Below are 11,196 nucleotides of genomic sequence, written 5' to 3'. Positions count from 1 at the left end.
TAAAGAATATCCAGACATAAAATTAGCTTATGATCTGGTTCAAGGGCTTAGAAATATATTTAATACTACGACATCAATACAGGTAGGCTATACTAAACTAGCACATTGGTATAAGGATGTAGAACAGTCTGGATTTAAAACCTTTAATACAGTAGCCAATACAATTACAGTAAACTATCGTTCTATATTAAACTATTTTATTAATAGAAGTACTAATGCTTCTGCGGAATCTTTCAATGCTAAAATAAAAGCATTTAGAGCTCAATTCAGAGGTGTCAAAAATGTAGAATTCTTTCTTTTTAGATTAACTACAATTTTTGCTTAACACACAACTTTTGTTCTTGATCCCTTTTGTTCTTGATCCCTTTTTAACTCTCGCTGTCGCTAGTTTTCAACGTGTACTAATTTAAATTCTAATTGTATTTTCATGTCAAAATGAACTTTAGCAATAAGTTATCTTTGAAAGCCACATGAAAGAATAGAAAACAACAAAAGGCGCATCTATTTTAGATGCACCTTTTAATTTATGTTATAAAGCAAAAGACTACTAGATGTCTTCTTGATCTCTCATATTCTGGATATATCCAGCTTTTTGAATTTCACGTCTTCTTTTTACCGATGGCTTTGTGAAAAATTGGTTCTCACGAATGTTTTGCATCGTCTTTACGTTACGGTGTTTTCTTTTGTAACGTTTTAAAGCACGTTCAATGCTTTCTCCTTCTTTTACTAAAATTTTAATCATTGTAATACTTGTAGTTATTTATTTAAGACTATCCTAAATACGTTTTTAATATTTTACTTTTAGAATCTTGGCGTAAACGCTTGATTCCTTTTTCTCTAATTTGTCTTACACGCTCTCTTGTTAAATCAAAAGTGGCTCCAATTTCATCTAGTGTCATTGGTGGTTCATCACTTAATCCAAAGTTTAAACGTATCACATCACTTTCTTTTTGTGATAAGGTGTCTAATGCTCTGTTGATTTCAACATTTAAAGACTCTTTCATCAATTGAAAGTCAGGATTTGGTGATTCACCAGATTTGACAACATCATATAAACTTGATGTTTCACCTTCTTTTAAAGGTGCATCCATTGATAAATGTCTCCCAGAATTCTTTAAAGACTGCTTCACTTCTGAAACCGTCATATCCAATTCTTGCGCAATTTCTTGAGCACTAGGAGGTCTTTGATGCGTTTGCTCTAAAAACGAAAATGCTTTGTTGATTTTGTTTATAGAACCAATTTTGTTCAAAGGTAATCTAACTATTCGAGATTGTTCTGCTAAAGCTTGTAAAATTGCTTGCCTAATCCACCAAACTGCATAAGAGATAAATTTAAAACCTCTAGTTTCATCAAAACGCTTTGCTGCTTTAACAAGTCCTGCATTTCCTTCATTAATTAAATCTGGAAGTGTAAGTCCTTGATTTTGATATTGTTTTGCAACAGATACCACGAAACGTAAGTTAGCTGTCGTAAGTTTATCAAGGGCTACTTGATCTCCCTCTCGAATACGCTGAGCCAATTCAACCTCTTCTTCAGCTGTAATCATTGGTAGCTTACTAATGTCTTGTAAATACTTATCTAGGGATTTCGATTCACGATTGGTAACTTGCTTGGTGATTTTTAATTGCCTCATATATTCTATCTTGTTTTAAAAAGTTTGCAAGAGTCTAATGTAACTTTTATTCTGACAAAAGCAAATAAAAGCTTGCTTCTTTACCGAAATTTATTGCAAACAGCGATTTTTTAAGTATTCTTTAACATTTGACCCCTAAAATCACTGTTTTTTGATGGTGTCTTGCTTCTTTCTTTTTAGTAATCCTCCTAATATGTTTTTTACTCCTTCCGTTACTGTGTTTGTCGTGTTGGTTTTTAGGGAGTCTCTTTTTACGGTAGTGGAGTCCTTAGTGTTTCCTTTTTTTGAACTACCTAGAAATCCTCCTAATAAATCGTTAGCCTTATCTTTACCCTTATCTAATAATTTTTGCTTTTCAATTTCAATGAGTTGCTTTGTTAGGTTCGATACTCCACTTGTTAAATCTGTCTGTACTTTAGGACTCGTATAGCTTCCAGTAATATTTGCAGTTACAGGAATCGTTATTTTACTAATCTCAGGATCATTGAGCTTGCCAATTAGTCTATTTATCTCACTACCTAAATATTTAGCAGGTACTTGAAAAACGGCATTGTAATTCATGGTCTTATCAAAACCATGTCCTCCTGAAACAACAATATTGATATCTTTATATTTAAGATCAAATGGTTTGACATTCACCTGTCCATTAGAGAAGTCTAATTTGGCTGTTAAATTTTTTAGATCCAATTGGCTAAAATCCATAAAGCCTAGAGCCCCATCCAGCTTATTTAAGATAGAGGCTTCATTCTGATTAATACTTGTAGTTAGCAATTCGGCAAAGGCATCACCAGAAACCGTATTGAGATTAGGTGTGAAATCACTACCCAAGGTTCCTTGAAGATTAATAACAGTATTGAGTTTTCCTTGTAGTACTTTAGCAATGGGTGCTAAGTTTTGTAGTAAATCTAAGCTTTGAAATGATTGTGCAGTATCAAAACCATCTGCACCGATATTAAGGTCAAAAACGGGAGTATCTGTTTTTGTAGATACTTTTCCTGTCAATGCTAATACACCATTAAATAGAGTGGAGGTAAGATTTTGCAAGTTGGCTTCTTGGTCTTTAATTAGTAATGTTCCATTAACATCTTTTAGCATTAGATTATCATAAACAACGGTATTTGCCTTTGCATTAATTGTGCAATCTAAAAAGTCTGGAATTTTTAAAGATTGAGAGGCAGCATTTGTTTTATTAGAGTCTTTAGACGCTGTTTTATCTTCAATCATAAAATCACTAACCACGAAATTATTAGAGTTTAAATTAAAGTTTCCTTGTAGTTTTTTATCACTCAATAGAAACCCAAGGAGGTTCTTTATGGTTCCAGTAGCTTTAAAATCACTCGTTCCTGTTTTTGCATCAAAACTATTTAGAGATACGTTGCCAGGATTAAACGTCATGTCTGCTTTATTAATTTGTATTGGATTAACAATGTCTTCCGAAGAAAAAATAAAATCACTAAGATGAATGCTTCCACTATTCTTTATGCGTTCATAAGCATTAGTCTCTATTGCATTCATATCAAACGACGTATTGAGTTTTGCTTTTAGAATTCCGCTTAATTCCTTATCAAAATCAATAGGATAGGCTTTTGTGATATTTGCTAAGTTTAAAGTGCCATCAATATTAGCATTGACTAACATGTTTTTGGTGAGATTTCTAATTATAGCGTTCGATTTAAAAACATCATCATCAATTTTAAAATGGAGTGTTTTAATGTCTATAAAAGTATCATCAATATTTCCTGTTGTATTTTTAATAGCCGTATTAATGGTGATGTTGCTCACACGTTTTGGCAAGTCAGGATATTTAAATGACGCATTATTTGAAGAAATATTAATATCTATCGTGGGAATTGTTTCTTCGGAAATTCTCCCTTTCACAACACCACTAACCTTAAAGTCACCAGTCGTCTCTACATTTTCGATACTTTTAGAATAGGTTTCTGGGATTACAGCTAGGAAATATTTAAATGAGGATTCCGGGTTTTCAAACGTGATATCAATATCCTGACCACCTTCAATCATTTGCACATAACCATTAAAAACAAGCGGTAATTGGTTGATATACGCTTTGTTTTCCATAAACGTATACTTCTGCTCCTTGAGATTCATCCCGATAAGTGCATCCAATTTTATTTTATTTTGATTGAGATACTGAGTGCTGTCAATGCTCATGCTTACGTTTGCTGTGGTTTGGGTGTCGAGTTGTAATTCTTCTCCAGAAAACGTCCCGTTACCATAATGATTAAGCTCGGTAATATACATTTGGGTATTTGATTTCTCGTCGATATACGTCAATGCGCTTTTGCTAATACTGTAATCTTTGATGTCAAAAGCAAATCCGCTAGAGGAATCTGTGCTCGCCTGAACGTTTTCATTTTCTTTAGTAATGTCATAATTGTTATTTCCTAAGGCGTCAGTTTTTAAAGTTAATAGCGCCTCATTAATAGAAATAGAGTTAACGATAATTGGATCTTCATTAGCATTTTTAAATAACTCTTTTATAGACATATCAAAAGCAATATTTTTTGCAGTAACAAATGCTTGACCCTCAAATGGCTTATAATTGGTAATCACCAAATCTTCTACCGATACATGAGCTTGTGGGAAACTGCTAATAAAACTCAAACTAACATCACTAAACTCCACTTTAGCGTTGAGATTTTCGTTCATGAAACTCTTAATCATATCCTTGATTTGACCTTGAAATGCGAAAGGAATTGCGACTAGTAAAACCAGGATTATTAAAAATGTAATGCCAATTATTTTGAATGCTTTTTTCATGTATTTATATCTATTATTTTTCGATGGTCATATACTGTTCTTATTAGTCATTGTCTTTAATGATAAGTTTTTAGCGTACTTGTGTCATCTATGTTGTGTTTTCGGTTCCGTTTCCGCAGAAAATTTTAAGTATCGTATTTTATATACGTGCAGAATAGAGTTTAAGACGAATTAATGCAAAAGTTTAATAAAACTTTAGCCCATTTGAGATGATTATTAGTGTATTAAATTAAATTCATTTCTTCATTGATTTTCAAATTAAACCGTTTTCTAAACAAGTATACGCCGAGGTATAAAAAGGGCGTATCTAGAAAAGCGACGAGTACTTTAAATATAAAACCGCTAATTAATAAACCTTTAAAACTTTCCCAAGGGATGATTTCAAAAGAACACAATAAGAAAATTATAGAAAGTGTATCTATAAATTGAGAAAACCAAGTTGAGAAATTATTTCTAATCCATAGATGTTTTCCCTTTGTCTGTTTTTTCCAGAAATGATACACTTGGATATCAATAAATTGAGCAAATAAATAGGCGCTCATACTCGCGAAAACTGCAAGGACTGAGTTTCCAAAAACGTTGGTAAACAGTGAGTCTTGGATTGGCGAATTTGGGATTGCAGGCACACTGTCTGCTACCCAGATAATCAGCAGCGAAAATACCGAAGCGAAGATTCCGGCAATGACAACTTGATTGGCTCGTTTTTTGCCATAAATTTCACTAATTAAATCTGTAATAAGAAACGTAATTGGATAGGGCAAAATCCCTACTGAAATTTCAAAAAGCTTAGAACCAAAAATTTCTATATCAATTGGATACCAATAAAAAAACTTTTGAAAAATTAAATTGGAAACCACCAAAGACGTGATAAACAGTGCAGCAAGAAACAAATATATTTTTTGAGCAGCAAGTTTATCTTTTATGGTCATAAATTGTGAATAAAAAGGTGATGCAAATATACGTTAATACCATTTTGTTTTCATTAATTTGATGATTCAATATGAATTCTATCCACCATGTTTACATCGCTCTTGGGAGCAATAAAGGCGACAGATTAAAATATCTGCAAGACGCTGTAGATTCTATTTTTATGGAAATTGGCAAGATAAACACCATCGCTAAGGTATATAATACACCTGCTTTTGGGTTTGAAGGGGATGATTTTTTAAATACCTGTATATATATAGAATCTAAGTTTTCTGCGGAAGATGTCTTAGTTAAACTTCAAAATATAGAAAAACGATTAGGTCGAGAGCTTAAACAAATCGAAGGTTACGAGTCTCGTACCATAGATTTGGATATCTTATTATTTGATTGCGATATTATTGCTTCTAAAAATTTAAACATACCACATCTTCAGCTCCCAAAACGTAAGTTTGTCCTTAAACCATTGTATGATATTGCTTCAAAACTGAAACATCCGCAACTCGAAAAAACCGTTGCAGAACTTTTAGAATCCTGCGAAGATGAAAGTGATGTAAAAGCCATTAATATATGGTTGAAGAATCCAACAAAGCAATTTGATTTTTCAATGTATAATTATATCGCTATTGAAGGAAATATTGGTGCAGGAAAAACAAGTCTGGTAAATAAAATAGCATCAGATTTTAATGCAAAACTCATTCTCGAGCGTTTTGCAGATAATGCCTTTTTGCCAAAATTCTACGCAGAGCCGCAGCGCTACGCTTTTACTTTAGAAATGTCATTTCTTGCAGATCGTTACCAACAAATTAGTGATGATTTATCACAGTTAGACTTATTTAAGGATTTTATGGTGAGCGATTATGATATTTATAAATCGTTGATTTTCTCAAAAATTACCTTGCCAGAAGATGAGTTTAAACTCTACCGTAAACTTTTCTATTTGATGTATAAAGATATTGCAAAACCAGATTTGTATGTCTATTTATATCAAAACACACAGCGACTCCAAGAGAATATTAAAAAACGCGGACGCGATTACGAGCAAAACATAGACGACGCGTACTTGGATAAAATCAACTCTGGGTATCTAGACTTCTTAAAAAATCAAAGCGAACTCAATGTGAAAATCATTGATATTTCTGATCGGGATTTTGTGAATAATCGTAAGGATTATTTGTGGGTACTTAATAGAATTTGCCAATAGATTAAATGAAAAATATTAATTTCAATAAGGAAGAAAAAGATGCAATTATCTATGTGATGAAGTTTCGTGTAGAGTCAATTACTTCCGGTCCTAATTGGAGTAGCTATCCTAAAAATTGGAAAAATGAGCATTATCAGCCATTACGCACTTCTAAATGGAAAATAGAGGGCAACAAGACTAATTTTTTAAATAGTGAATTGATAAATATGGAAAGCTGTTTAAATGAATATTCTCCTACAGAGAATTAATTACATGCTACAGGTCTAAAATTATCTAGAATAAAAAACCCTTATTTGAGTGCTTTGAAGAAAATAAAAAATTAATTTTCCATCTTACTAAACAAATCCCAAACCACAACACCACAACTCACAGAAATATTAAGCGAATGCTTAGTCCCAAACTGTGGGATTTCAATCACCACATCACTTGCATCAACAACATCTTGAGCCACACCTTTTACTTCATTGCCAAAAACCAAAGCATATTTTTGTTGCCATTCTGGTTGAAATTCGTTGAGCATCGTTGCACGTTCTGCCTGTTCGATAGATATGATTTTTACGTTTTCAGATGTTAGTGTATTAATGACATCAATCGTATGTTCGACATATTCCCAATCTACAGTTTCGGTACTTCCTAAAGCTGTTTTTCTAATGTCGTTATGCGGAGGTGTTGCGGTTATTCCGCAGAGGTAAATTTTTTCAACCAAAAAGGCATCACTCGTTCTAAACACGGATCCTATATTGTTTAAGCTTCTAATATTATCCAGAATAATAATAATAGGTGTTTTAGTGGCTTGTTTAAATTCGTCCACATTTAATCTATCGAGTTCGCTGTTTTTTAGTTTTCTCATCTTTTTGTCATTGCGAGGTGTTATGCTGAGCTTGTCGAAGTGACAAAGGACGTGGCAATCTCCTCACTTTTATTTCTTTCTTGCCACGAATACACGAATTTTTTCATACTCACATGCGAGAATCATTCGTGTATTCGTGGCAAATATTTCGGTATATTATTTTATTAGTTTCCAATTAGACCTGCTAGGTCTTTCGATATAAATTGTTGAAATCATCCCTTTTTTGTAGATAACTTCTAGGTTTCACATTTCAGAAAACATCAAAATATAAGTACTTTAGCATTCTTACGGTTTTGAAAATTTCCGAAGTAAAAATACAACATAAAAAAGAGAATCGAATTGGCTAAAAAAGTAAAAAAAGTAACCCCTTTAATGAAGCAGTACAATGCCATCAAGGTAAAATATCCTGATGCCTTGTTGTTATTTAGAGTGGGTGATTTCTATGAAACCTTTGGTGAAGATGCCATAAAAGCATCCAAGATTTTAGATATTATTTTAACCAAACGAAGCGCAGGAAGTGAGAGTGAAATTGAATTGGCTGGTTTTCCACATCACTCTTTAAACACCTATTTGCCAAAATTGGTAAAAGCTGGTGAGCGTGTTGCCATTTGCGATCAACTAGAAGATCCAAAACTCACTAAAAACATCGTAAAACGAGGAGTTACCGAGTTAGTGACTCCAGGTGTAGCGCTTAATGATGATATTCTACATTCTAAAACAAATAATTTCTTAGCGGCAGTTTATTTTCCTTCGACGAGTTCTGCATCGCAATCCAATGGTACGGTTTTTAATAGTGTTGGCGTGTCTTTTTTAGATGTCTCAACAGGAGAGTATTTTATATCGCAAGGCAATAGCGAATACGTAGATAAGCTACTTCAAAACTTTAGACCAAGTGAAGTACTGGTGTCAAAACCAAACCGTAAAAAGTATAATGAAGCCTTTGGTAGTGATTTTCATGCCTTTTATTTGGAAGATTGGGTGTTTCAAGATGATTATGCTAATGAAACGTTGTTGAAGCAATTTAATACAAAGTCTTTAAAAGGTTTTGGGATTGAAGATTTGTACGAAGGTATCGTTGCCTCTGGAGCAATCTTACATTATTTAGGAGAAACTCAACACCACAAATTACAACATATCACCTCTATTCAGCGCCTAACAAAAGGTGAGCATGTTTGGATGGATCGTTTTACGATTAAAAATTTAGAGTTATATCAATCTTATAATCAAAACGCAGTGACGCTTGTTGATGTGATTGACAAAACGATTTCACCAATGGGTGGACGGTTACTCAAACGATGGTTAGCATTGCCACTCGTTAGTATGTCACAAATTAATCAACGTTATGACGTGGTTGAGTATGTGAAGAGTGATCCTGTGATGTTGGGGGAATTTCAGCAGCAATTAAAACAAATAGGAGATATTGAGCGATTGATTTCTAAAGTAGCTACGGTAAAGATTTCACCTCGAGAGGTTATTCAATTAAAGAATGCTTTGGAAGCGATTGTGCCAATAAAAGCATTCGCACTCACGACCAAAAATAAAGCCTTACAACAGTTAGGCGAGCAAATGGATTCGTGTGAGGAATTGCGCACCCGAATTAAAGCCACTTTAAATGAAGAGGCTCCAGTAAATATCTTAAAAGGGAACACGATCTCATCTGATTTTTCTTCGGAATTAAAAGAACTCCGAGGTTTATCGGCTTCCGGAAAAAGTTACCTAGATAAAATGCTAGAGCGTGAATGCGAACGCACAGGGATCACGTCTCTTAAAATAGCCTCCAATAATGTGTATGGTTATTATATAGAAGTGCGCCACACCCATAAAGATAAAGTGCCCGAAGAGTGGATTAGAAAGCAAACACTCGTAAGTGCAGAGCGTTATATAACAGAAGAACTTAAAGAATACGAAACAAAAATTCTTGGAGCAGAGGAGCGTATTTCATTAATTGAGCAACAGTTATTCGCTGAGTTGGTGAGCTGGATTATTAATTTTATTCAGCCAGTTCAAAAAAACTCAACATTAATAGCGCAATTAGATTGTCTCACGGGTTTTGCACAACTCGCTATTGAAAATAATTATACCAGACCAATCTTAACCGAAGGGTATGAGCTCGATATCAAAAACGGAAGACATCCAGTCATAGAAAAACAACTGCCACATGGCGAGCCTTATATTGCTAACGATGTCTATTTGGATAGAGTAAAACAGCAAATCATTATGATTACCGGGCCAAACATGTCTGGTAAGTCTGCTATTTTACGTCAAACGGCTTTAATCGTCTTATTGGCGCAAATGGGAAGTTTTGTTCCTGCAGAACTGGCTACTATAGGATTAACCGATAAGATTTTTACCAGAGTAGGTGCCAGTGATAATATCTCCATGGGAGAATCAACCTTTATGGTAGAGATGAACGAAACCGCTTCTATTTTGAATAATATTTCAGATCGTAGTTTAGTATTGCTTGATGAAATTGGTCGCGGTACAAGTACTTACGATGGGATTTCTATAGCTTGGGCTATTAGTGAGTATTTACATGAGCATCCAAGTAAGGCAAAAACATTGTTTGCAACGCATTATCATGAGCTTAATGAAATGTCTGAGACGTTTGATCGTATCAAAAACTTCAATGTTTCAGTGAAGGAATTAAAAAATAATGTATTATTCCTTCGGAAATTAGTACCAGGTGGCAGTAACCACTCCTTTGGAATCCATGTTGCTAAAATGGCAGGAATGCCTCAGCAAGTGATTCATCGCGCTAATAAAATATTAGTTCAGTTAGAAAAATCGCATTCTACTGAAGAATTGACGGATAAGGTAAAAACCTTAAATGATGAGATGCAGTTAAGTTTCTTTAATCTTGACGATCCTCTGTTAGAACAGATAAAAGAAGAGATTGTAAATATAGATATTGATACATTAACACCGGTTGAAGCGCTTATGAAACTTAATGAAATCAAACGTATGTTGCTGAAAAAGAAGCGTGCATAAAAAAAGTTTATTTTTTTTATTAAAAGGCTTTGCTTTAATAAGAAAAGTCTTAAATTTGCCCTCGCAATTACTACAAACGTTCATACATAAAATTGCTATAATGCGAAAGTAGCTCAGGGGTAGAGCATCACCTTGCCAAGGTGGGGGTCGCGGGTTCAAATCCCGTCTTTCGCTCTAAACCGAGAAAATATATATTAAGTTTTAGTCAGCGGACTAAAATGCTGAAGTGGTGGAATTGGTAGACACGTTGGACTTAAAATCCAATGTCCCCTGGGACGTACGGGTTCAAGTCCCGTCTTCAGTACAGAGGAAAAGTCGAAACGAAAGTTTCGACTTTTTTGGTTTTAAAAAGCGATTCATTTTTATGAATCGACTTTTCTCAACATGTTGATATGGGACTCGACGCAGTCAATTCTCGTTTTGGTCTATTTGTTTTTGGGTTATAATATTCAAAGAAATATCTTAAAACCACAAGGTTATCCAATTCCGGATCAAGAACAAAAGTTGTGTGTTAAGCAAAAATTGTAGTTAATCTAAAAAGAAAGAATTCTACATTTTTGACACCTCTGAATTGAGCTCTAAATGCTTTTATTTTAGCATTGAAAGATTCCGCAGAAGCATTAGTACTTCTATTAATAAAATAGTTTAATATAGAACGATAGTTTACTGTAATTGTATTGGCTACTGTATTAAAGGTTTTAAATCCAGACTGTTCTACATCCTTATACCAATGTGCTAGTTTAGTATAGCCTACCTGTATTGATGTCGTAGTATTAAATATATTTCTAAGCCCTTGAACCCGATCATAAGCTAAT

At 33.9% G+C, this 11,196-nt stretch carries 10 protein-coding genes and 2 tRNA genes; 6 read left to right on the top strand and 6 right to left on the bottom strand.

Translation table 11 applies throughout. The features are described from left to right. Window positions 1–325 (top strand): transposase (locus H593_RS0115010; protein WP_028873184.1); only part of this gene is annotated, 325 nt, incomplete at its 5' end. A 222-nt stretch (window positions 326–547) separates the two neighbouring features. Here the strand turns inward: H593_RS0115010 and rpsU are convergent. From rpsU to H593_RS0114990, 4 genes are all read right to left on the bottom strand, one after another. Further along, window positions 548–742 carry a 30S ribosomal protein S21 gene (rpsU, locus tag H593_RS0115005; protein WP_028873183.1) on the bottom strand — a complete coding sequence of 65 codons (195 nt, stop codon included), beginning with the start codon at window positions 740–742 and terminating at the stop codon, window positions 548–550. Window positions 743–770: 28 nt separating this feature from the next. Beyond that, the gene (locus H593_RS0115000) at window positions 771–1,634 is read right to left on the bottom strand and encodes a sigma-70 family RNA polymerase sigma factor (RefSeq protein ID WP_028873182.1); all 864 of its coding nucleotides are present in this window, start codon (window positions 1,632–1,634) and stop codon (window positions 771–773) included. Window positions 1,635–1,775: 141 nt separating this feature from the next. Next, complete coding sequence (locus H593_RS0114995; protein ID WP_028873181.1) at window positions 1,776–4,415, bottom strand: AsmA-like C-terminal region-containing protein; 2,640 nt, start codon at window positions 4,413–4,415, stop codon at window positions 1,776–1,778. Window positions 4,416–4,639: 224 nt separating this feature from the next. Further along, window positions 4,640–5,344, bottom strand: coding sequence for a queuosine precursor transporter (locus H593_RS0114990; protein WP_028873180.1), 705 nt, complete (start codon window positions 5,342–5,344; stop codon window positions 4,640–4,642). A gap of 71 nt (window positions 5,345–5,415) precedes the next feature. Here H593_RS0114990 and folK point away from each other — a divergent pair, with 71 nt between their 5' ends. Both folK and H593_RS0114980 read left to right on the top strand, forming a co-directional pair. Continuing rightward, window positions 5,416–6,543 carry a 2-amino-4-hydroxy-6-hydroxymethyldihydropteridine diphosphokinase gene (gene folK / locus H593_RS0114985; RefSeq protein ID WP_028873179.1) on the top strand — a complete coding sequence of 376 codons (1,128 nt, stop codon included), beginning with the start codon at window positions 5,416–5,418 and terminating at the stop codon, window positions 6,541–6,543. Between the two features lie 5 nt (window positions 6,544–6,548). Beyond that, window positions 6,549–6,791 carry a hypothetical protein gene (locus H593_RS0114980; RefSeq protein ID WP_028873178.1) on the top strand — a complete coding sequence of 81 codons (243 nt, stop codon included), beginning with the start codon at window positions 6,549–6,551 and terminating at the stop codon, window positions 6,789–6,791. A gap of 71 nt (window positions 6,792–6,862) precedes the next feature. Here the strand turns inward: H593_RS0114980 and H593_RS0114975 are convergent, their stop codons facing one another. Beyond that, window positions 6,863–7,393 (bottom strand): RNA methyltransferase, encoded by a 531-nt coding sequence (locus H593_RS0114975; protein WP_028873177.1) that lies wholly within the window; start codon window positions 7,391–7,393, stop codon window positions 6,863–6,865. A 339-nt stretch (window positions 7,394–7,732) separates the two neighbouring features. Here H593_RS0114975 and mutS point away from each other — a divergent pair, with 339 nt between their 5' ends. From mutS to H593_RS0114960, 3 genes are all read left to right on the top strand, one after another. Further along, the gene (gene mutS, locus H593_RS0114970) at window positions 7,733–10,381 is read left to right on the top strand and encodes a DNA mismatch repair protein MutS (RefSeq protein WP_028873176.1); all 2,649 of its coding nucleotides are present in this window, start codon (window positions 7,733–7,735) and stop codon (window positions 10,379–10,381) included. 102 nt (window positions 10,382–10,483) lie between these two features. Beyond that, window positions 10,484–10,555 (top strand) — tRNA-Gly (locus tag H593_RS0114965). A gap of 46 nt (window positions 10,556–10,601) precedes the next feature. Next, window positions 10,602–10,685 (top strand) — tRNA-Leu (locus H593_RS0114960). Between the two features lie 207 nt (window positions 10,686–10,892). Here the strand turns inward: H593_RS0114960 and H593_RS19430 are convergent. Further along, window positions 10,893–11,196, bottom strand: a 304-nt coding sequence (locus H593_RS19430; RefSeq protein ID WP_037052584.1) for a transposase, incomplete at its 5' end; no start/stop codon positions are given.

The organism is Psychroserpens burtonensis DSM 12212, from assembly GCF_000425305.1.
Taxonomy (GTDB): Bacteria; Bacteroidota; Bacteroidia; order Flavobacteriales; family Flavobacteriaceae; genus Psychroserpens; species Psychroserpens burtonensis.
This window is presented reverse-complemented; position numbering and strand designations above follow the sequence as displayed.

Bases quoted from the DNA above. Each gene is read 5' to 3' on its own strand.
- H593_RS0114995 (WP_028873181.1), bottom strand. From the start codon at position 4,415: ATGAAAAAAGCATTCAAAATAATTGGCATTACATTTTTAATAATCCTG.
- H593_RS0115000 (WP_028873182.1), bottom strand. From the start codon at position 1,634: ATGAGGCAATTAAAAATCACCAAGCAAGTTACCAATCGTGAATCGAAA.
- H593_RS0114975 (WP_028873177.1), bottom strand. From the start codon at position 7,393: ATGAGAAAACTAAAAAACAGCGAACTCGATAGATTAAATGTGGACGAA.
- folK (WP_028873179.1), top strand. From the start codon at position 5,416: ATGAATTCTATCCACCATGTTTACATCGCTCTTGGGAGCAATAAAGGC.
- H593_RS0114980 (WP_028873178.1), top strand. From the start codon at position 6,549: ATGAAAAATATTAATTTCAATAAGGAAGAAAAAGATGCAATTATCTAT.
- H593_RS0114990 (WP_028873180.1), bottom strand. From the start codon at position 5,344: ATGACCATAAAAGATAAACTTGCTGCTCAAAAAATATATTTGTTTCTT.
- rpsU (WP_028873183.1), bottom strand. From the start codon at position 742: ATGATTAAAATTTTAGTAAAAGAAGGAGAAAGCATTGAACGTGCTTTA.